This is a genomic window from Gammaproteobacteria bacterium, from assembly GCA_028817225.1.
Lineage (GTDB): Bacteria > Pseudomonadota > Gammaproteobacteria > Poriferisulfidales > Oxydemutatoraceae > Oxydemutator.
In genome coordinates this window covers 24,808-45,481 of the sequence record JAPPQC010000053.1, presented here as the reverse complement: position 1 = coordinate 45,481, position 20,674 = coordinate 24,808, and the positions used below count along the sequence as shown (strand labels likewise).

Below are 20,674 nucleotides of genomic sequence, written 5' to 3'. Positions count from 1 at the left end.
TCAGCGCACCAGCGGCGACCAGGCGACGCCGCGGATTTTGCCGGCGTCCACCAGAATCAGTTTGCCGAACACGCCGTCCACCGTCAGCAGGCCGAGCGCCGCGTGCCCGCCCTGGTTGGTCAAGTAGCTCAGCAACTGTCCGTTCGGGGCGAAACGCGGCCTCTCGTCAATCAGGCCGAGGCTCAATTCCAGTTCGTCGCCGTCGGGCCAGTCGCGCACGACGACCGAGAAACCCTGCGGACGCTGGCTGACCCAGGCAATCTTGTCGCCGCGCGGGGAAACATCCGCGTCCGAGTTGTAACCGCCCTTGAAGGTCAGGCGCACCGGGTCGCGGCCATGCGCGTCCAGCCGGTACACCTGCGGCGAGCCGCTGCGGTCGGAAGTGAACAGCAGCGAGCCGTCCGGCGCCCACGCCGGCTCGGTGTCAATCGCCAGGTTCTCGGTGATGCGCTCAATCCGGTTGCCGTTGAAGTGATAGACATACACCTCCGGGTTGCCGTCGCGCGACGACACAAAGGCGAGCCGCCCGCCGTCGTCCGACCAGTCGGGCGAATTGCCCCGGCCAATGGCGGCGGACAGGTTGGTGCGCTGGCCGCTGCCGAGCACCTGGATGAAAATCTCCGGCACGCCGTTTTCGTACGACACATAGGCGAGGCGCCGGTAGTCCGGCGACCAGCACGGCGACATGATGGGTTCGGAGGAAGTGAAAATCTGCACGCTGTTGCCGCCGTCGGCGTCGGCCACGGTCAGGTGGAAGCGCCGCGACCGGATGCCGGCCTTCTCGGAACTGACAAACGCCAGGCGGGTGCTGAAGATTCCGGGCACGCCGGTCAGTTCCTCGTAGATCAGGTCGCTGGCGTAATGCGCGACATCGCTCGGCTTGCGCGACGCGACCGGAAACTCCAGTTCAACCAGTTTGCGCCTCTTTACAATGTCAAACAGCGCGATTTGCAAATCGCCGCCGCTCATCACCCTGCCGACGACCATCTTCTCGACGCCGGCACCGGCCCAGCCGCGGTAATGTTCGGCGTCCGTCGGGCGGCGCACCAGCGAGGCCACTTCCTCCGCCGGCAGCAGGCTGAACAGGCCGCTGTAAGCGAGGTCGGACGCGATGATCGTGCTGTAGGTGCGCTTGATGTCGCGCGGTTCGTTGTCGAAGGGCAGCACCGCCATCGGGATGCCGCCCTCGACGCCGCCGGTAATCTCGACCTTCAGTTCGGCCTGCGCGGCGGCGGGCAGCAGCGCAAGCAGCAGCGCGCCCGCCAGGGGGGCCTTTCCTGTCATGCGTTTCCTGTCATCAGTATTTCTGCCGAAAAGTCAGTTCCACATCGGCGTCGAACACATCCGGCGACGGCGGCGGCGGCAGCGGACTCGCCTTCCACACCGCCTCCTCGACCGAGCGCATGAACAGCCGGTCGCCGTCGCAACTGACGATGTTCAAATCCAGCACTTCGCCGGCGGGGCTTTGGCGCACTTTCAGCACGCAGTCGCCGCCCTTGACGCTGCTCGGCGGCTTCTTCCACTGGCGCTCGATGCTGTCGCGCAGCAGGCCGACATACTGGCGCGTCCACAGCGCGCGCTGGCGCTTTCGCATTTTCAGTTGCCGATCCTCTTCGGCCAGGCGCTTCGCCTCTTCCGCCGCGCGCTTGCGCCGCTGCTCGGCTTCGCGCTCTTTTTTCAGGCGCGCTTCCTCGGCCTTGCGCTTGCGCTCGCGTTCGCGTTCCTGCTCGGCGCGCAGGCGCTGTTCGGCCTCGCGCTTTTTGCGCTCGGCTTCCTGGCGCCGGAGTTTCTCTTTCAGGCGGCGCGCTTCCTCTGCCTTGCGCTCGCGCTCCTGCAAAAGCGCCTGCCGGCGCTCCTGCCGGGCTTTTTCAAGTTGCAGCGATTCCCGCTTCTTTTTCCTGAGGGCGTCGGCGCGGCTGCGCTCGGCCTCCATCTGTTTCCGCTGCGCGCGTTTTTCGCGCTCAAGCGCCTGCCGCCGCTCCAGGCTGCGGCGCTCGTAGTATTGCTCGATTTCCTTCGGATGGACCGCGGTCGCCTCGATGATTTGCGGCTGCGCCTCGCGGCCCTGCAAGACCGGCCCGGTGCACGACGCGAAACCGAACGCGGTCAGCGAGAAAACCAGCACGTGCAGCGCGCAGGAAATGACCGCCGATGACTTCAGCCGGGAACGCGCGTCCACCGGGAAACCTACCTGCCGGGCGGCTGCGTCACCAGGCCGATCTGGCCGGCGCCGGCGCGTTGCAGCAGGATCATCGCCGTCATCACATGACCGTAATCGGTGTTGCGGTCGCCGCGCACATAAACCGGCGAACCGGCCGTCGCCGCGACGATGATCTGAATCTGCTGCGTCAGCACGGCGGCGGAAATCGGGCGGTTGGCGTATTCGCCGCGGTTGATGAAAAACCGCCCGTGCCGGTCCACCGAGACAATCAGCGGCTCGGTCTCGGGGTGGTCGGCGAGCGCCTCGGCGGAGGCCTCCGGCAGGTCAATCTCGACGCCCTGCTGAATCAGCGGCACCGTCACCATGAAGATGACCAGCAGCACCAGCATCACATCCACATAGGGCACGATGTTGATTTCGGACATCGGCTTGAAGCGCTGCGCGCCCGGATAGTCAATCATCGCCGACACCCCCCTCGGACGGGCCGCCGCTGCGGTGGACCTGCTTGTGCAGGATGGCCGTGAATTCCTCGATGAAGTTGTCGTAGCGCATCAACTGCCGGTTGGTGCTGTCGCTGAAACGATTGAAGGCGATGGTCGCCGGAATCGCGGCAAACAGCCCCATCGCCGTCGCCACCAGCGCCTCGGCGATGCCGGGCGCGACCAGCGACAGCGTCGCCTGCTGCACATCGCGCAGCGCCAGAAAGGCGTGCATGATGCCCCACACCGTTCCGAAAAGACCGACATACGGCGATGTCGAGCCGATGACGGCGAGAAAGTTCAGGTGCTTGCCGAGACTGTCCACTTCCCTCGACAGCGCCACCTTCATCGAGCGCACCGCGGTGTCGGCAATCGCCGCCGGCGACAGCGCGCCCTGCTTGTGCAGGCGCGCGTATTCCTTGAAGCCGCTCTGAAAAATCGCCGCCATGCCGCTTTGCCGCCCCTCCCCCAGTTCGGCGTACAACTGCGACAAATCCACGCCCGACCAGAAGCGCTCCTCGAAGTCATCGGCGCGGCGCCGCACCTGCTTGAATTCGCGCCACTTGCCGATGATGTGCGTCCAACTCATCACCGAGGCGGCCACCAGCAGCAGCATGACCATCTGCACGACAAAGGTCGCCTCGACGACCAGCGAGAAAAAGTTGAAATCGGATCCCATCCTGTGCTCCCTCTAAAGCCGCAATTCTAACGCATATTGCACAGATGGGCATAGATGGGAACATACTGCGGGGCATGCCGGGAGACGCACCGGGGCACGCACCGCCGTGACACGCCGCCGGGAAAAGACGCTCAAGACAGCAAGTCCGGCGCGGCGGCGCGGCCCGCGCCGGAAGGCTCCAGCCCGAAGTGCCGGTACGCCGCCGCCGTCGCCAGGCGCCCGCGCGCCGTCCTCGTCAGAAACCCGCTCTGAATCAGGAACGGCTCGATGACATCCTCGATGGTGCCGCGCTCCTCGCCGACCGCCGCCGCCAGGCTGTCAATGCCGACCGGGCCGCCGCCGAATTTCTCGATCAGCGCCAGCAGCAGTTTGCGGTCCATCACATCAAAGCCGTGCGCGTCCACCTCGAGCAGGTCGAGCGCGCGGTCGGCGACTTCGCGGCTGACGGCGCCGTCGGACCTGACCTGCGCGTAATCGCGCACCCGCCGCAGCAGGCGGTTGGCGACGCGCGGCGTGCCGCGCGAGCGGCGCGCAATCTCGAGCGCGCCGTCGTCCGCCGCCGAAACGCCGAGAATGCCGGCGCTGCGCGAGACGATGGCGGCCAGTTCCTGCGTGCTGTAAAACTCAAGGCGCTGCACGATGCCGAAACGGTCGCGCAGCGGCGATGTCAGCAGGCCGGCGCGCGTCGTCGCGCCGACCAGCGTGAACGGCGGCAAATCCAGTTTGATCGAGCGCGCCGCCGGCCCCTCGCCGAGCACGATGTCGAGCTGGAAGTCCTCCATCGCCGGGTAGAGTATCTCCTCGACCGCCGGCGGCAGCCGGTGTATCTCGTCAATGAACAGCACATCGCGCGGTTCGAGGTTGGTCAGCATCGCCGCGAGGTCGCCGGCCTTCTCGAGTATCGGCCCGGCGGTCTGGCGCATTTCAACGCCCATCTCGTTGGCGACGATGTGCGCCAGCGTCGTCTTGCCGAGGCCGGGCGGGCCGAATATCAGCACATGGTCGAGCGCGTCGCCGCGTTCGCGCGCGGCGGTGATGAAAATCTCCATCTGCTCCTTGACCGCGGCCTGGCCGATGTAATCGCCGAGCCTGCGCGGGCGAATCTCGCCGTCGAGGGAAACCTCTTCGGCAACTCGCTCGGCGTCGAGCAGGGGGTTGGCTGGCGGGGACATAAGCCCCCTATTATATGCCCGGCACGATGCGCCCGGCGGCGGCAGGCGGGAGGCGGCTTGCGGCCTCCCGCCCGAAAGAAGGTTGGCCGAACCTAACTGGCGTGTCCGACGCTGACAGGCCCGGAGTTGAAGGCGCCCGCGCCGGCGGCGATGCCGAGACCGACTGCGGTCGAAACCACCGCGGCGGCCACGATGCCGGCGCCGGCGGCCAGGCCGACGGCAGCGGCGCCCGCCGCAACAGCGGCTGCATTCACTCCGATGACAGTGCCAAAAAGCATGACGCTCGCGACCGAGCCGGTGGCGCCGACAGCGGTCACGCCGCCCGCGCCAATCAGCATGACGCCGATGCCGCCGACGATACCGACGATACCGACGATTTCAAAAGCGCCGCCGGTTATTTTTTCTATCTGCTGCTCGGTCAACCGCTGTAATTCGCCGTCATACTGCGGAAAGCTCGGCACCACGATATTCACTTCATTCGCGGTGTTTTGCTTGTACACCACATCAACTTTCTCAAGGCGGGGCAGGCAATCTTCCAGCGCGGCCTTGAATTTCGGATCCGCCTCCGGGCTGGTCAGGCCGCAGCCGATATAAATCGCCGCGACCTCATTGAACAGCGGAATCTCGAATCCCGTTTTCGCGCCAACATCCATTTCTTTTCCTCCTTCCACTTGAATTGCGGATTAATCCGGCGCCGAAAAAAACGCTGACGCCGTCTGATTGACGATTGACACTGTGCACACCACGCACACTGCGCCCCTTCCTCCTGTATTGCCCGCAACCGCCCCGAAAAACGCACCTGCGGGCTTGTATCCGCAATCTATACCACGCCCTTTTCCCTGTCAATTCAACTATCCGTTCAACGACTTGTGGCAGTGCCATTTTGCCGCCGTGCAAGGGGCTTCGGGGTGTTCGCCGGGCGGGTTCCGGCGCTGGCCGGCGCGCCGTCAGGCCGATTTCAGCGCGTCGCGGATAATCTGCTCGGTGTCCCTGCCGGCGGTTTCGACGGCCTTGACCATGCGCTTCGCGTCGGCGGGCCGGTAGCCCAGCGCCACCAGCGCCTCGCGCGCGTCGCGCACGCCGTCGCCGCGCGCCGACGGGCCGCGCGCCGCGGCCTGCCAGAATTCGTCGTCAAAGCGGTTTTTCATCTCGACAATCAGGCGCTCGGCGGTCTTGCGCCCGATGCCGGGCAGCCGCGCCAGCGCCTCGGCGTCGCCGGCCTCGACGCACTCGCGGAAGGCGCCGGGCTCCATGCCCGACAGAATCGCCAGCGCGGTCTTGGCGCCGATGCCGCTGACCTTCAGCACCTCGCGGAACAGCGCGCGGTCGTATTCGCCGGCGAAGGCGTAGAGGATGTGGGCGTCGTCGCGCACCAGCAGGTGCGTCAGCACGGTCACCTCGGCGCCGGCCTCGGGCAGCGCGTAGAAGGTGCACATCGGCGCCTGCAATTCGTAGCCGACGCCGCCGACATCAATCAGCAGGTGCGGCGGCCTTTTGACAATCAGCGTGCCGCACAGGCGCGCGATCATTGCACGGCCTCCGCGGCGGGCCGCCGGACATGCGACACAAAGGCGTGGCACAGCGCCGCGGCCAGCGCGTCCGACTCGTCGGAACGCTCGCGTTCGGCGATGCCGAGCAGGCGGCAGACCATGTACTGAACCTGGCGCTTGTCCGCCGCGCCGCCGCCGGTCACCGCCTTCTTGATGAATTTCGCGCTGTACTCGTGCACCGGCAGCCCGGCCTTGACCGCCGCGCAAATCGCGGCGCCGCGCGCCTGGCCGAGTTTCAGCGCGACGGCGGCGTTCTTCGCCAGAAAGACTTCCTCCACCGCCGTCTCGCGCGGCTTGTGCGTCTCGATGACCCGGAGCACGCCGTCGAAGATGGCGCCGAGCCGCTCGTGCGGCGGCAAGTCGGAGATGTTGATGACGCCGCCGGCGATGTGGCGGTGCGCGCGGCCGTTGCTTTCAATGACGGAATAACCGGTGTGGCGAAAACCGGGGTCTATGCCGAGTATGCGCTTCATCGCGCGCCGTGCGGCGGGAAAGCGGTTGGCGTGTTGGCTGGCATCCACATGGGCCGCCGCATTATACCCGGCGGCGCGCAGAAAGGCCGCGCATTACAGGCATTCGTCGGGGAAATCGGCGTTGCAATAGACATTTTGCACATCATCGAGCGCGTCGAGCGCGTCCAGCAGGCGCAGCAGTTTGTCGGCGTCGCCGCGCGCGGGCGACACAAAACTGGCGGGCGTCATCTCGATGCCGCTGTCATGCGGCGCAAGCCCGGCGCGCCGCATCGCCTCGCGCGCATCGAGCAGGCGTTTCGGGTCCACCGTCAGCCGCAGGCCGCCGGCGTCCGACTCGGCGTCCTCGACGCCGGCCTCGATGCCGGCCTCGATGATGGCGTCCTCGTCGCAGCCCGGCGCCCACGACAGCACGCCCTTCTGCTCGAACAGCCACGCGACCGAACCCGCGGTGCCGAGGTTGCCGCCGTGGCGCCCGAAGGTGTGGCGAACTTCGGCGACGGTGCGGTTGCGGTTGTCGGTCGCGCACTCGACGAGCACGGCGGCGCCGCCGGCGCCGTAACCCTCGTAGGTGATGTTTTCATAGACCGCGCCCTCGATCTCGCCGGTGCCGCGCTGAATCGAGCGGCGCACATTGTCCTTGCCGATGTTGGCGGCGACGGCCTTGTCAACGGCGAGGCGCAGGCGCGGGTTGGCGGCGGGGTCGCCGCCGCCGAGGCGCGCGGCGACGGTGATCTCGCGTATCAGTTTCGTGAACAGTTTGCCGCGTTTGGTGTCCTGCGCCTTCTTGCGGTGCTGTATGTTCGCCCACTTGCTATGCCCGGCCATCGCCCGCCCCGCCGCGCCGTTCGTTGACCCAGCGCTCAATCGCCGCGCGGTTCGTGTGCGAACTGACCATCGCCGCGGCGCGCGCGCCGCCGAGCCACCGGTACTCGCCGTGCTCGCGTTCGTCAAGGCGCACCTCGCACGGGCGCTCCAGTTCCAGCCGGAAGACATGCTCGGTGTTCTCGATGACGCCGGGCGCGTAGCGGTGGCGCCACAGCGGGTACAGCAGGTAGCGGTTGACGGTGCCGCAGTCCGTCAGGCCGGTTCCGGGCAGGCCGGTCTCCTCGCGCAGTTCGCGCAGCGCGCAGGGGCGCGGCTGTTCGCCCCACTCGAGGCTGCCGGCCACCGACTGCCAGAAGTGACCGGGCTTTTTCCGCCTCAGCAGCAGCACTTCGCCGGATTTTGCGTACACCAGGACGAGCACGGATTCGGGGCGCTTGTGGCGCGTCATCGCCGGCGCCGGTGGGAAAGGTTGCGCATCGCGCTATTGTCGAAAAAACGCGGCGCCAATGCAACCGCGCAACCCGCCCGGACACGGGCGCGGCGCGGGGAGCGGCGGAGAGGGAGGGATTCGAACCCCCGGACCGCAGAACGGTCAACGGTTTTCAAGACCGCCGCCTTCAGCCACTCAGCCACCTCTCCCGTCTTCGCCCGGAAACGGCTGCATCCGGTGTGGTGCAGGCGGGGCGAAGGGTTTATACTCTGCAACCCCGACTCCGCCCGCAATGAAGTTCTCCATCATTATACCCACTTGCGACCGTTACCCGATTGTCAGCGAACTCATCGCCTCGATCAACGACCTCGACTACCGGGAGCCCTTTGAAACCGTCATCGCGGATCAATCGCAGCCCAAACAGGAAATCACCCCGCCGCGCCGCGGCGGCTACCGCTACCTGCCGATGGACAGAAGGGGAGGGGCGGCGGCGCGCAACCACGCGGCCCGCAGCGCGCAGGGAGATTACCTGCTGTTTGTGGATGACGACGCCACACTGGAGAAAGACAGCCTTTCCATCGCCGATGAACTCACCCGGCGCCACCCCGACCATGCCTGCATCTGCGGCATGATGGCGTTCCAGGACGGCAAGCGGCCTTATTCAAGGTACATGGGCGCGACGGAAAGACCGGTCACCTTCCGCTACTTCGACTGCTGCCTGCTGGCGTCCATGATCGTCCGGCGCAAAGACATGCTGGAAGTGGGGCTGCTTGATGAACAACTGGGGGTCGGGGCAAAATACGGCGGCAGCGAAGACAGCGACCTGGTGCTGCAACTGCTCAAACGAAACAAGCAGGTTCTCTACAGCCCGGCTTTCCGGGTGCGCCACCCGGAGGTGGACGCCCGCAAGGCGCCGCTCAAACAGTGGGCGCGCAAACACTACGCTTACGGCGTCGGGCGCGGCGCGATGCTCAGGAAACACGGGCGCGCAAAGCCGTGGTGGGCGCTGTATTATTCCGTGCTGTCGCTGCTGCGCCCGATGGCGGGGCTGGTTGCGGAACTGCTGCGGCTCAGGCCGAGGAGCGCGCTGCGTTACGCGGCGGCCATCGCCGGCAGAATCAAGGGGTTTATTTCCTACAAGCCCTGAGGCCGGCCACCACCCCCGCCCCGGAGAACCGTCACTTCCCGAAAGAGGAATTCGGCGATGTCTTCCAGCCGGAACACCAGCGAATCGGGGAACCAGCGCGGGAACATCATCAGGCACCAGGAGCGCAGCCCGAGCCTGCCGTTGTAGGCCAACTGCCTGTGGAAATACCTCGCCCGGTCGAGTCCGTGGATATAGGCGATCTCGACAACCACCCTGTTCAGAAAAACGGCAAGGGCGGGGCGCACCGCTTCGCGCGACTTCTCCGGCAGGTGTTCCAGCAGCGCAATCAATTCATTGGACAGCCGGGCGGCTTCGTCCAGCGCCGCGGTACTTTCATCATCCCGCAGCAGATTGAGGAAAACGCCGTTGGCAACGGCGACATCCGGCCATTCATCGGCGATGTTTTTCTCGACGAGGTCGGCAATGTCCAGCATCTGCCGGTCGCGCCGGCTGCGGCAGATGCCCTCCCGGTGATCGCGCCACGCCACCAGGTAATCGTCCAGCACGGTGCAGGCATGGCGCCTCGAGATGCGCCCCCACAGCGCAAAGTCCTCGGCGCACGAGTAGCGCGCATCGTATTGGAAACCCTCGGCGCGCAGGCGGCCAAGGTCCAGGAACGCGCTGGAATGAACGAACGGCGTCGAAAAACAGCAGAACCGGCGGAAATCGTCCGGCCCCTGAATCGGAACGCCCCACTTCTTGATCAGGCGGCCGCTGCGGTTGACGATGAAGGAATTGCTTCCGCACAGAATGTATTGCGGGTGGGCGCGCATGAAGTCATACTGCCGCCGCAGGCGCGCGGGCAAACTGATGTCGTCGCAGTCCATGCGCGCGAGGTAGGCGCCGCGCGCCAGGCCGAGGCCCTCGTTCAGCGTCGCGACCAGCCCCCTGTTTTCCCTTGAAACCACGCGGATGCGCCGGTCGCGCGCCGCGTATTCCCCGATCACGGCCAACGAGTCGTCGGTCGAGCCGTCGTTGATGACGAGCAACTCGAAATCGGTGAAAGTCTGGCCGAGGATGGATTCAATCGCCTCGCCGATGAAACGCCCGCCGTTGAACACCGGCATCAGCACGGTGATTGCCGGAGCGGCGCCGGGGGGTGCGCTGTCTGCGGCCATCTTCAGGTCTGCCGGTCGAGTTTCAGGCGCAACTCGCCCAACTGCCCCGGCGACGCCGGCGACGGCGCCCCGGTCAGCGGGCACGAAGCGGTCTGCGTTTTCGGAAAAGCCATCACATCGCGGATGGATTCGCCGTCCGTCATCAGCATCACCATCCGGTCGAAGCCGAAGGCGATGCCGCCGTGCGGCGGGCAGCCGTATTCCAGCGCGCGCAGGAAAAACCCGAACTTTTCCCCGGCTTCGCGCCGCGTGATGCCCAGCACCTCGAAAACGGCCTGCTGCATTTCCCGTTTGTGGATGCGAATCGAGCCGCCGCCCAACTCGACGCCGTTGACAACGACATCATAGGCGCGCGACAGGCAGCCGCCCGGGTCATCCAGCAGTTGCGCCGGGTCGTCGGTGCGCGGCGCCGTGAACGGATGGTGCGGCGACAGCCAGCGCTTGTCGCGCCGGTCCCATTCAAACATCGGGAAATCCACGACCCACACCGGCCGCCAGCCCGCCGCCGCAAGGCCGAGGTCGCGGCCCACGCGCACGCGCAGCGCCGCCAGCGTATCGTTGACGATGTCGCGCCGCCCGGCGCCGAAGAACAGCAAATCACCCCCGGCGGCGCCGGTTTTTTCCGTCACGCCGGCGATGACATCGTCGGGCAGAAACTTCAGAATCGGCGACTGCAATCCGTCGCGCCCGCGCGCCGGTTCCGCGCACTTGATCCAGGCAAGCCCCTTCGCGCCGTAGCGCCCGACATAATCGGTGTAGTCGTCAATCTCCTTGCGCGTCAGGCGCGCGCCGCCCGGCACGCGCAGCGCCGCGACCCGGCCGTCGGCGTCGTTGGCGGGGCCTGCGAACACCTTGAACTCGACGCCGCGCATCAGTTCGGTCAACTCCGTCAACTCCAGCGGAATACGCAGATCGGGGCGGTCGGTGCCGTAACGCGCCAGCGCCTCGGCGCAGGTGATGCGCGGAAAAGGGTCGGGCAATTCGGCGCCGAGAATCTTCCGGAACAACTGTCTCAGCATCTCCTCCATCAGCGCGGTGACGCCGGCCTCGTCCATGAACGAGGTCTCGATGTCCAGCTGGGTGAACTCCGGCTGGCGGTCGGCGCGCAGGTCTTCGTCGCGGAAGCACCGCGTAATCTGGTAGTAGCGGTCGAGGCCGCCCATCATCAGCAACTGCTTGAACAACTGCGGCGACTGCGGCAGCGCAAAGAACGCATGCGGCTGCGTGCGGCTCGGCACCAGGTAATCGCGCGCGCCCTCAGGCGTGGCGCGCGTCAGCATCGGCGTCTCGGTCTCGATAAAGCCGCCGGCGTCGAGAAATTCGCGCAGCGCGCGGGCGACGGCGGCGCGCGTCGTCAGGCGCGACAGCATCCGCGGCTTGCGCAGGTCCACATAGCGGTAGCGCAGCCGAATCTCCTCGTTGACATCGTCCTCGTCCATCTGAAACGGCGGCGTCGCCGACTCGTTCAGCACCTCCAGCGTCTCGCAGACGACCTCGACCCGCCCGGTGGCGAGATCCGGATTGGCGGTTTCCTCCGGGCGCAAGCGCACCTGCCCGGTCACTTTCAGCACGAACTCGTTGCGCACGCGCTCGGCCAGCGCAAACACCTGCGGGCGTTCCGGGTCGGCGACGACTTGCAGCAGCCCGGCGCGGTCGCGCAAGTCAATGAAGATAACGCCGCCGTGGTCGCGGCGGCGGTTGGCCCAGCCGCAGACCACCACGCGCTGGCCGACGAGCGCCTCGTCCACCTCGCCGCAATAATGGGTTCGCATGGGCAGTGAAACGCCGCGCAGGTCAGCCGTCGCCGCCGGACGATGGCTGCGCGCCCGCCGGCTTCGCCCCTTTGTCAGCCGTGCCAGCCGTGCCAACCTTGCCGGCCTTGCCCGGCGCGGCGGGCTTGCCCGACTGGCCCGGCGCGGCGCCGTCCTTGCCGGCGCCCGCCGGTTTGGCCGCGCCGTCGGCGCCGGAAGAGGCGTCCGCCGCCAGATTGCGCTTGCTGCCGGTCTTGAAGTCGGTCTCGTACCAGCCGCCGCCGGACAGCCTGAAACCGGCGGCGGACATCAGTTTCTTCAGCCCGGCGCGGCGGCAGGAGGGGCAATCCGTCAGCAACGGCTCGCTGATTCCCTGCAACACTTCCAGCCGGTGCCCACAAAGGCTACACTCGTATTCGTAGATTGGCACGATTCAATTCCGAAATCCTCAACTGCCGTCGAACCGCCCCGCCGGGAACGGGATGGCCGGCACAACGCTGAATATTACCATGCCCGACAACAACATATTGATTCTCTATTACAGTTCCACCGGCGCTGTCGCCGAAATGGCGCGCATCATCGCGCGCGGCGCCGATGCTGTGGAGGGCTGTGAAAGCCGCCTGCGGACGGTGCCGCCGCTGCCGGCGCCCGCGCCCGCGCAAATATCAGATGGCGGGCCGGACGACGGGCCGCCGTATGCGACACTGGCCGACCTGGAAAACTGCGATGCGCTGATACTCGGCAGTCCGACCCACTTCGGCAACATGGCGGCGCCGCTGAAGCACTTCCTCGACCAGACCTCGGCGCTGTGGTTCAGCGGCGCGCTGAGCGGCAAGCCGGCGGCGGTGTTCACTTCCACCGCCAGTTTGCACGGCGGCCAGGAGACGACGCTGCTGTCCATGATGCTGCCGCTGTTCCACCACGGCATGATCATCTGCGGGCTGCCGCGTACCGAGGCGGCGCTTGAAACCACGCGCGGCGGCGGCACGCCGTACGGCCCGAGCCACTTCGCGGGCTTTGACCACCTGCCGCTGAGCGGCGACGAGGCCGATTTGTGCAAGGCGCTCGGCAGGCGCGTCGCAACGCTCACGGCAAAACTGAACGCCGCCGGGCGGCGCTGAGGCGCGCTTGTTCAGGCGCCGCCGGTCAGCACCGCGCGTGCGAACGGCACGGTGATGCGGCGCTGGTCGCGCAGGCTGGCGTGGTCGAGGCGCTGGACGGCGTCCGCCAGGTAGCCCATGTTGCGCGGATGATGGTGCAGCAGGTAGCGGATGACATCGTCCGGCACGGTGCAGCCGCGCTCGCGGGCGTGGAGTTTCAGCGCCTGCGGCTTGTCGGCGTCGCTCAGCGGCGACAGCCGATAGACGCCGCCCCACACCAGGCGCGACGACAAATCCTTCAGCACAAACGGCAGGCGCGTCGGGTTGCCGCGCGCGGCGAACACCATGCGGCAGTTGCGCGCGCGCGCGCGGTTGATCAAATCAAACAGCGCCTCTTCGCGGGCGGCGTCGCCGGCGGCGGCGTCCGTGTCGTCAACGCAAATCATCTCGACATTTTCAAGGCCGGTGAGCACGCCGGCGTCCTCGCCGGGCAGCGTCTTCAGCGGCACGAAAACGCCGCGCCGCCCGCGCTGCGCGGTGCGCCGGCACACGGCTTGCAGCAGGTGGCTCTTGCCGGTGAACGCCTGGCCCCACAGAAAGACCTGCTCGGCGCCGCCGGCGTCGCACAGGCGCTTCAGGCGGTCCACCGCGGCGGCGTTGTCGCCGGTGTGGAAGTTGCCGAAGGTTCTGTCCTTGCCGACGCTCAGGCGTATCGGCAGTTGTTCGGCTTGCATCAACCGCCGGCGGCGCGCCGCGCATCCCTCGCCGACACCCCCCAGACGACGATATAGGCGATGCCGCTCCACAGCGTCGTAACCGCCACCACGCTGATCAGCCCCGGCGTTGCGAACGCCGGCAGCGCGCCGAATTGCCCGAAAACAACGGCGCCAATCAGCACCAGTTGCAAAAATGTGTTGATCTTGCTGACATACGAAGGCCGCGCGTTGAAGCGCCCGATGCAGAAATGGTAGGCGACGCCGCCCGCGACGATGACCGCGTCGCGCCCCAGCACCAGCGCCGTCAGCCACGCCGGCAGCAGGCCGACCCACCACAGCGACACAAAGGCGCCGACCAGCATCAGTTTGTCGGCCAGCGGGTCAATGAACTCGCCGATGCGGCTCTGCCAGCCGAGGCGTTTCGCCAGAAACCCGTCGAGCGCGTCGGAAAAGGCCATCAGCAGCAGCAGGCCGAACGCCGGGCGAAAATGCCCGTTCAGCAGCAGCAGCACCAGCACCGGCGTCAGCGCGAGGCGCAGGCCGGTAATCAAATTGGGGATGGTTTTGGCTTGCATAACAAGTGCCGGAAGTGTAAAACGGCAGTTTGGCCCCGCCGACAACGCGACATGGACATTTTAGCGCAAACGCAAAACCCGGCGAAATGACCGGCAAAAAACCCTCCGCCGGCGCGCGCAAAATGAACTACCGCGACGCCGGCGTCAACCTCGACGCCGCCGACGCGCTGGTGCGGGCCATCCGCCCGCTGTGCGAAAGCACGCGCCGCGACGGCGTCGTCGGCGGCGTCGGCGGCTTCGCCGGCCTGTTTGAACTGCCGCCGGCGCGCTACCGCGAGCCGCTGCTGCTGACGGCGACCGACGGCGTCGGCACCAAACTGAAACTGGCGCAACGCCTGGGCCGCCACGACACCGTCGGCGTGGACCTGGTGGCGATGTGCGTCAACGACATCCTCGCGCAGGGCGGCGAACCCGTCGTGTTCCTCGACTACTTCGCGTGCGGCGCGCTTGAGGTGGAAACGGCGACCGCCGTCATCGCCGGCGTCGCCGACGGCTGCCGCCGGGCCGGCGCCGCGCTGGCCGGCGGCGAGACCGCCGAGATGCCGGGCTGCTACGGCGGCGGCGAATACGACCTTGCCGGCTTCGCCGTCGGCCTCGCCGAAAAGGGCCGCCTGCCGGGCGCCGCCAATGTGGCCGCGGGCCAGGCCGTCATCGGCGTCTCGTCCAGCGGCGTCCACTCCAACGGCTACTCGCTGGTGCACAAGATACTCGAGAACAACGGCGCGCGCCTCGACATGCGTTTCGGCGGCGCGACGCTCGGCGAGACGCTGCTGACGCCGACGCAAATCTATGTCAAGGCGCTGCTGCCGCTGATTGAACAGAGCCGCGTGCGCGCGCTCGCCCACATCACCGGCGGCGGCATCACCGGCAACCTGCCGCGCGCGCTGCCGCCGTTTCACCGCGCGCGCATCCACATCAGGCGGTGGCCGCGCCCGGAAATTTTCGACTACTTGCAGCGCGAGGGGCGGATTGACGACGACGAGATGCTGCGGGTTTTCAACTGCGGCATCGGCATGGCGCTGATGGCCGACGCCGCCGACTGCGACGGCATCGTGCGCGATGTCCGCGCGCACGGGCTAAAAGCGCACCTCATCGGCGAGATCGAGCGGCAGGCCGCGGAAGAGCCGTGCGTGGTCTATGACTGAGCCGCGCGCGGCGCGCATCGCAATCCTGATTTCGGGCCGGGGCAGCAACGCATGCGCGCTGATGGACGCCGCCGCAGGCGGCGCGATTGCCGGGCGCGTCGGTCGCGTCATCAGCAGTCGTGAAGACGCGCCCGGCCTCGGCGAGGCGCGGCGTCGCGGCGTCGCCGCCGAAGTCGTCGCGGTGCGCGAATTCAACTCGCGCGCGGACTACGGCGAGGCGCTGGCGGCGCGCCTCGACGGCGCCGACCTGGTCGCGCTGGCGGGGTTTATGCAGGTGCTGGACGCCGCGTTCATCCGCCGCTTTGCCGGGCGCATCCTGAACATTCACCCGTCGCTGCTGCCGGCCTACAAGGGGCTGGACACGCACCGCCGCGTCATTGAAGCCGGCGAGACGCGCCACGGTTGCAGCGTGCATTTCGTCACCGAAGAACTGGATGCCGGGCCGCTGATTATGCAGGCCGAAGTCGCGGTCGCGCCGGACGACACGCCTGCGGCGCTGGCCGCGCGCGTGCTGCGCGAGGAACACCGCATCTATCCGCAGGCGGTTGCGCTGGTTTGCGACGGGCGAATTGAAATGCGCGACGGGCGATGCCTGCTGGATGGCCGCGTGCTGCAACAGCCGCTGACGCCCGATGCGCCGTTGTGAACAGGCGGCGGGCGGCCTGACGCCGCTGCTGCGGCCCTGAACCGGCGAGGCGGATGCGGAAGGGGCTGTCCTGACCGGGCAGCCGCCGCCCGGCGTTGCTATCCCCGGCCCTTAACTGGCAAGGCCGACATTGACATTCTGATCCTGGCCGGCCAGATGCAGGTGGACACCCACGCCGATTCCGATGGCCGCCGAACCGGCCAATGTGGCGGCGACGCCAATCAACACACCCGCGCCGACGGCCGTCAGCACAGTCGCGGAAGTGATGACGGCTGCCTCGCCGAAGAGAAAACCGAGGGTCACGGATACGCCAACCCCTATCACGGTGCAAACCGCGACAACCTCAAAGGCCCCCCCCGAGATTTTCTGCAACTGCTCATCCGTCATTTCCATCCATGCCTCGTCGAGCGCCTCGTAGCAAGGCAGGGCGATATGGACGGTGTCGGCGGTGTTGTGCACCGTCCGCACCGCAATGTTGTTCTTTTCCAGCACGGCGGCGCCCTCTCCGCCGATGATGGCCGCCATATTGCCGGCCTCCAGATTCTCCCTGAACTTTTCGTCTTTCAGGCAGCCTCTGGCCAGCGCAGCCGAGACGATTTCATTCATCAACGGAATGTTGTTGGAACTGATATCCGGCATGTTGATTCCTCCTCCCCTTGCAAAGGGTTTGTCTTGCAGATTACTCCTCTTTGTCTCCCCCCGTCAACAGTGCCAAAGGTTTCTGAGCGGCTGCCCCGCCGAAAGCCTTGAATGGCGCGGCTTTTCGGCAATGCCCGCCGCCGCCGCGCGCCGGCACAACCACACCGCGCCCGCCGCAAAAGCGCCCGCCGCCGCGCCGCAAGCGCCGCCCGCCGCCTACGCCCCCGCCTACGCCCCCGCCTACGACACTTTGTCGCGCGGCACGCGGGTTATCAGCACCGCCAGCCCGGCGATGAACAGCACGCCGACCGACAGCAGCCCCAGCCGCGGGCTGCCGGTGACGCTGCCGACGACGCCCAGAATCAGCGGCCCGACCAGCGCCGCGAACTTGCCGAGCAGGTTATAGACGCCGAACAGTTGCGCCGAATGCTCCGGCGGCACAAGGCGCGCGTAGAACGAGCGGCTCTGCGCCTGAATGCCGCCCTGCGTCAGGCCAATCAGCACAACCAGCGCATAAAAGCCGGCGGCGGTCTGAAGCAGCGCCCCCCACACGCAAATCACCAGGTACACCAGCACGCCGGCGATGATCAGGCGGCGCGCGCCGAAACGCTCGGCCAGCCGGCCATATACCAGCGTCGCCGGAAAGCCGATGAACTGCACCAGCAGCAGCGCCGCCATCAGGTCGTGGACGCCGAAGCCGAGCACCTGCCCGTAGTTGGCGGCCATGCGGATGACCGTGTCCACGCCGTCAATGTACAGCCAGTAGGCCAGCAGAAACCACGCCAGCGACGGATGCCGCCGCAGCAGCCGCAGCGTCTCGAGAAAACGCCCGACGCCGGCGCGCACGCCGCCGCGCACGCCGCCGCGCTCGCGCACCCGCAGCAGCAGCGGCACGCTGAAAACCACCCACCACACGCCGACCAGCACGAAACTCGCGCGGATCGCGCCGCTCTCGTCGCTGAAACCGAAGTCGCCGGCGCGCACGATCATCCACGCGCAAAACGCCAGCGCGATGCCGCCGCCGAGATAGCCCAGCGCGAAACCGAGCGACGACACGCGGTCGAAGTAGCGCGGTTCGGTCACATCCACCAGCAGCGCGTCGTAAAAGACATTGCCGAGCATGAACAGAAAGACGCCCAACACATAAAACGCCGCGGCGCCGACCCACGCGCCCTGCGCGACGAACGCGAAGCCGGCGGTGGCCAGCGCCGACAGCACCGCGCAGCCCATCAGCAGGCGTTTGCGCACGCCGACGGCGTCGGCGATCGCGCCCAGCAGCGGCGCCGACACAATCAGCAGCAGGCTTGACAGCGAATTGGCGACGCCGAGCGACAGCGTGATTTCATCGTCGGGCAGCCCGCGCGCCCAGTAATCGCGGTAGAATATCGGGAAAATGCCGGCGATGACGACGACCGCGAACGCCGAATTGGCCCAGTCGTAGAGCGCCCACGACAATGTGGTTTTCGACAGCCCGCGCGGTCGCCCGAAGCGTGCCGACACCGACGATGGAATAGAACTTTTGCCCATGCAAGTCACCTTTGTGGAAAACGACGCCGCATTATCGCAAATCTGCGGCCTCGCCGCGCGCGCGAAATATCTGGCGCTGGACACCGAGTGCATCCGCGAGAAAACCTACTACCCGCGCCCGGCGCTGGTGCAAATCGCCGTGGATGACGAAGTCGCGCTGATTGACCCGACGGCGGCGGCGGACCTCGCGCCGCTGCGCCGCCTGCTCGCCGACCCCGAAGTGCTGAAGATCATCCACTGCGCGCAGCAGGATTTCGAGGTGCTGGAACGCATCAACTGCCCGCTGCGGGCGCCGGTGTTCGACACGCAACTGGCCGCCGCCTTCGTCGGCCTCGGCCACCAGACCGGCTACAAGCAACTGGTGATGCAATGCCTCGGCGCCGAACTGGAGAAAGACTGTTCGCGCTCCGACTGGCTTCAGCGCCCGCTGTCGGAAAAGCAGAAACGCTACGCCGTCAACGATGTCATTCATCTGCGCCCGCTGCACGAAACGCTGCTCGGCAAACTGCGCCGCCAGCAAAAGGAGTTGTGGTTTGCCGAGGAAAGCGAACGCTACCTGCAAATGTCGGGCCGGCGCGGCAACGACGACGCCTGGCGCCGCGTCGGCGGCAGCGGCAAGCTGAGGCGCGGCGCGCAAAAACGCCGCCTGGAACTGCTGGCCGAATGGCGCGACCGGAAAGCGCGCGCGGCGGACCTGCCGCGGCGGTGGCTGCTCGGCGACGACTGCCTGGTCGCCATCGCGCTGCTGCAAACGCCGACGGCGGCGGCCATCGAAAAACTCAAGGTCTGCCGCAGCAGGCGCATCGGCAAATGGGCGCGCGAGATGGAGACGCTGCTGGCGCCGGTGCGCGACGACGACGGCGATGGCGGCGACGGCAACGGCGGCGGCGCGGCGGCGCGCGGCGGCGACCGGGCGGGCGACGCGGCGCGGCAGCAACTGATGAAAGACCTGCTGGAACTGGTGCGCGAAACCGCCCACAACCACGGCATTGAACCGGCGCTGCTGGCGACGCGCAAACAACTGACGCAACTGGTCAGAACAGCAAGGGCCGGAACAACCGGGGGCGAGACAACCGGCGGTGCGCGCGAAACCACGCCGCTGCTGAACGGCTGGAGAGGCCGTTTGTTCGCAGGCCGCATCGAGGCGCTGCTCGACAAGCCATGAAACACCCGCCGGAGAACGGCCACCATCCTGGCCGGGCATCGAGACGCTGACTGACAAGCCATGCAACGCCGCGTGCGCGAAGACTTGCGGAGAATCCTCGCCGGTGCGCCCGGCGGCGACGGCGGCGCGCTGCTGCTGAGTCCGCGCGGCGACCTGGCCGAACACCTCGCCGCAGGCGCCGCGCCGGGCCGCGAGACGCTCAGCGGCGATGTCGCCAACTATTGCGAAACGCCGCGTTTGCGGCGCCGGTTTGCCGTCGGCATCGTCGTTTGCGCGGCGGCGGACATGGCGAACACGCCGTTTGAACACCTGATTTCACGCCTGCGCGACCAGGACTGCGAACGGGTTTATCTCTACCGTCCCGGCGAGGCGGCGGCGCGGGACGACAACTTTCTGCGCGCGCTCGGGCTGCGCCTGATGCGCGCCTACGCCGGTGAAGACGGCGACGCGGGCGGGCGCCTTTATTACTTTGATATCTTCGACTACAAGGACGCGCCCGACTGGCTCAACAGCCGCTTCTGGGCCAATCCGCAGATGTGGGACAAGGCGCGGTGGTGATGCGCCGGTGCGCCTATCGGGTGTGCTTATGATGTGCTGATGCAGGGGGGGCTGGCCGCCGGCGACAGCGCGGCGGCCAGCTGCGGCTTATGCCGCAAAATCAACTGCCGAGGACGACATTGACGGGGCCGGCGCCGGGGTCGAAAGCGCCGGCACCGGCGGCGATGCCGACTCCGACTGCCGCCGTGACGCCTGCAATGCCCAATGCGGCGCCCGCAGCCACCGCGACCGACACACCAATACCGATGCCAATCGCCACCGACTTGACGACCATGCCCAACCCGATTTTTGCGGCGACTATGGCTCCGATGGTCATGAAGAAAAGCGTCAGCAGAGCCACAATCTCTCCGCCGGAAACCATTGCCAGCTCTTCATCGCTTAGCGCCGACTCTTCATGGTATTTGTCAAACTCCGGGAAACAGGGCAAAGCGATATTGACTTCATCCGCAGTGTTCTGCTTATAGACGATATCCACGCCCTCGTATCTGCCGAGAAAATCCTTCAATGAGTTTTTGCTGGAAACGGGCACTTCAGGCGAGGTCAGGCCGGAACCTATCAGCACCGCCATCATTTCGTTGCACGGCGGCAACTGAGGATGGGTGTGCACGCCGACGCCCAGCCCTCTGTCACGCACTGCTGCTACCGTTGCATTTTTGGTTGCGTTTTTGATTGTCATGGTTCAATCCTCTTGCTAAAATTACAGTTCAGCCGAGACGACTGCACCACTGCGAATGGAGCACATCTCAGGCCACGGATGAGGCAAAAATATACCACACCGGACCTGTGAAAAGCAAGACTGCCAAAGGTTTCTGAACGGT

24 protein-coding genes and 1 tRNA gene are annotated in these 20,674 nt (G+C 66.8%); 6 read left to right on the top strand and 19 right to left on the bottom strand.

From position 1 onward, the window contains the following. The 11 genes from tolB to OXU50_07575 form a co-directional block, all read right to left on the bottom strand. A complete protein-coding gene (tolB, locus tag OXU50_07625) occupies positions 1 to 1,284 on the bottom strand; it encodes a Tol-Pal system beta propeller repeat protein TolB (GenBank protein MDD9869740.1) in 1,284 nt (427 codons plus the stop codon). A gap of 13 nt (positions 1,285 to 1,297) precedes the next feature. Next, positions 1,298 to 2,179, bottom strand: coding sequence for a cell envelope integrity protein TolA (locus tag OXU50_07620; GenBank protein ID MDD9869739.1), 882 nt, complete (start codon positions 2,177 to 2,179; stop codon positions 1,298 to 1,300). An 8-nt stretch (positions 2,180 to 2,187) separates the two neighbouring features. After that, entirely contained in the window at positions 2,188 to 2,622 is a 435-nt protein-coding gene (tolR, locus tag OXU50_07615; protein MDD9869738.1) for a protein TolR, read from the bottom strand. After that, on the bottom strand, positions 2,615 to 3,319 hold the full coding sequence (tolQ, locus tag OXU50_07610; GenBank protein ID MDD9869737.1) for a protein TolQ: 705 nt from the start codon (positions 3,317 to 3,319) through the stop codon (positions 2,615 to 2,617). The genes tolR and tolQ overlap by 8 nt, the downstream gene beginning before the upstream one ends. Positions 3,320 to 3,450: 131 nt before the next feature. Next, positions 3,451 to 4,491 (bottom strand): Holliday junction branch migration DNA helicase RuvB, encoded by a 1,041-nt coding sequence (ruvB, locus tag OXU50_07605; GenBank protein ID MDD9869736.1) that lies wholly within the window; start codon positions 4,489 to 4,491, stop codon positions 3,451 to 3,453. A 92-nt stretch (positions 4,492 to 4,583) separates the two neighbouring features. Beyond that, positions 4,584 to 5,144: a hypothetical protein gene (locus OXU50_07600; protein MDD9869735.1), complete on the bottom strand. Its 561-nt coding sequence runs from the start codon at positions 5,142 to 5,144 to the stop codon at positions 4,584 to 4,586. A gap of 294 nt (positions 5,145 to 5,438) precedes the next feature. Further along, the gene (ruvA, locus tag OXU50_07595; GenBank protein ID MDD9869734.1) at positions 5,439 to 6,020 is read right to left on the bottom strand and encodes a Holliday junction branch migration protein RuvA; all 582 of its coding nucleotides are present in this window, start codon (positions 6,018 to 6,020) and stop codon (positions 5,439 to 5,441) included. Next, positions 6,017 to 6,562, bottom strand: coding sequence for a crossover junction endodeoxyribonuclease RuvC (gene ruvC / locus OXU50_07590; protein MDD9869733.1), 546 nt, complete (start codon positions 6,560 to 6,562; stop codon positions 6,017 to 6,019). The genes ruvA and ruvC overlap by 4 nt, the downstream gene beginning before the upstream one ends. Positions 6,563 to 6,607: 45 nt before the next feature. Next, entirely contained in the window at positions 6,608 to 7,339 is a 732-nt protein-coding gene (locus tag OXU50_07585) for a YebC/PmpR family DNA-binding transcriptional regulator (protein ID MDD9869732.1), read from the bottom strand. Next, entirely contained in the window at positions 7,326 to 7,787 is a 462-nt protein-coding gene (gene nudB / locus OXU50_07580) for a dihydroneopterin triphosphate diphosphatase (GenBank protein ID MDD9869731.1), read from the bottom strand. Before nudB ends, OXU50_07585 begins: the two co-directional genes overlap by 14 nt. Positions 7,788 to 7,892: 105 nt before the next feature. Further along, positions 7,893 to 7,978 (bottom strand) — tRNA-Ser (locus tag OXU50_07575). A gap of 83 nt (positions 7,979 to 8,061) precedes the next feature. Here OXU50_07575 and OXU50_07570 point away from each other — a divergent pair. After that, positions 8,062 to 8,916, top strand: a complete 855-nt coding sequence (locus OXU50_07570) for a glycosyltransferase family A protein (protein ID MDD9869730.1) — start codon at positions 8,062 to 8,064, stop codon at positions 8,914 to 8,916. Here OXU50_07570 and OXU50_07565 read toward each other — a convergent pair. From OXU50_07565 to OXU50_07555, 3 genes are read right to left on the bottom strand one after another with little or no spacing between them, the layout of a single operon-like run. Continuing rightward, on the bottom strand, positions 8,904 to 10,034 hold the full coding sequence (locus OXU50_07565) for a glycosyltransferase (protein ID MDD9869729.1): 1,131 nt from the start codon (positions 10,032 to 10,034) through the stop codon (positions 8,904 to 8,906). The genes OXU50_07570 and OXU50_07565 overlap by 13 nt on opposite strands. A 2-nt stretch (positions 10,035 to 10,036) precedes the next feature. After that, entirely contained in the window at positions 10,037 to 11,806 is a 1,770-nt protein-coding gene (gene aspS, locus OXU50_07560) for an aspartate--tRNA ligase (protein MDD9869728.1), read from the bottom strand. Positions 11,807 to 11,828: 22 nt separating this feature from the next. Continuing rightward, entirely contained in the window at positions 11,829 to 12,215 is a 387-nt protein-coding gene (locus tag OXU50_07555) for a zinc ribbon domain-containing protein (GenBank protein ID MDD9869727.1), read from the bottom strand. 79 nt (positions 12,216 to 12,294) lie between these two features. Here OXU50_07555 and wrbA point away from each other — a divergent pair, with 79 nt between their 5' ends. Further along, positions 12,295 to 12,906 (top strand): NAD(P)H:quinone oxidoreductase, encoded by a 612-nt coding sequence (wrbA, locus tag OXU50_07550; GenBank protein ID MDD9869726.1) that lies wholly within the window; start codon positions 12,295 to 12,297, stop codon positions 12,904 to 12,906. An 11-nt stretch (positions 12,907 to 12,917) separates the two neighbouring features. Here wrbA and hda read toward each other — a convergent pair whose 3' ends face one another. Then, a complete protein-coding gene (gene hda, locus OXU50_07545) occupies positions 12,918 to 13,619 on the bottom strand; it encodes a DnaA regulatory inactivator Hda (protein MDD9869725.1) in 702 nt (233 codons plus the stop codon). Next, the gene (locus OXU50_07540) at positions 13,619 to 14,176 is read right to left on the bottom strand and encodes a CDP-alcohol phosphatidyltransferase family protein (protein MDD9869724.1); all 558 of its coding nucleotides are present in this window, start codon (positions 14,174 to 14,176) and stop codon (positions 13,619 to 13,621) included. The genes hda and OXU50_07540 overlap by 1 nt, the downstream gene beginning before the upstream one ends. Positions 14,177 to 14,262: 86 nt before the next feature. On the opposite strand from OXU50_07540, the gene purM reads away from it, so the two are divergent. Together purM and purN are read left to right on the top strand one after the other, a co-directional pair. Further along, a complete protein-coding gene (gene purM, locus OXU50_07535) occupies positions 14,263 to 15,321 on the top strand; it encodes a phosphoribosylformylglycinamidine cyclo-ligase (protein ID MDD9869723.1) in 1,059 nt (352 codons plus the stop codon). Continuing rightward, a complete protein-coding gene (gene purN, locus OXU50_07530; protein MDD9869722.1) occupies positions 15,314 to 15,967 on the top strand; it encodes a phosphoribosylglycinamide formyltransferase in 654 nt (217 codons plus the stop codon). The genes purM and purN overlap by 8 nt, the downstream gene beginning before the upstream one ends. A 111-nt stretch (positions 15,968 to 16,078) precedes the next feature. Here purN and OXU50_07525 read toward each other — a convergent pair whose 3' ends face one another. Both OXU50_07525 and OXU50_07520 read right to left on the bottom strand, forming a co-directional pair. Continuing rightward, complete coding sequence (locus OXU50_07525) at positions 16,079 to 16,606, bottom strand: class IIb bacteriocin, lactobin A/cerein 7B family (GenBank protein ID MDD9869721.1); 528 nt, start codon at positions 16,604 to 16,606, stop codon at positions 16,079 to 16,081. Between the two features lie 240 nt (positions 16,607 to 16,846). Continuing rightward, a complete protein-coding gene (locus tag OXU50_07520; GenBank protein MDD9869720.1) occupies positions 16,847 to 18,133 on the bottom strand; it encodes an MFS transporter in 1,287 nt (428 codons plus the stop codon). Here OXU50_07520 and OXU50_07515 point away from each other — a divergent pair. Together OXU50_07515 and OXU50_07510 are read left to right on the top strand one after the other, a co-directional pair. Then, on the top strand, positions 18,132 to 19,298 hold the full coding sequence (locus OXU50_07515) for an HRDC domain-containing protein (protein MDD9869719.1): 1,167 nt from the start codon (positions 18,132 to 18,134) through the stop codon (positions 19,296 to 19,298). The genes OXU50_07520 and OXU50_07515 overlap by 2 nt on opposite strands. Before the next feature lie 60 nt (positions 19,299 to 19,358). Then, a complete protein-coding gene (locus OXU50_07510) occupies positions 19,359 to 19,856 on the top strand; it encodes a DUF6231 family protein (protein ID MDD9869718.1) in 498 nt (165 codons plus the stop codon). Positions 19,857 to 19,956: 100 nt separating this feature from the next. Here the strand turns inward: OXU50_07510 and OXU50_07505 are convergent, their stop codons facing one another. Next, positions 19,957 to 20,532 carry a hypothetical protein gene (locus tag OXU50_07505; GenBank protein ID MDD9869717.1) on the bottom strand — a complete coding sequence of 192 codons (576 nt, stop codon included), beginning with the start codon at positions 20,530 to 20,532 and terminating at the stop codon, positions 19,957 to 19,959. Between the last annotated feature and the right edge of the window lie 142 nt (positions 20,533 to 20,674).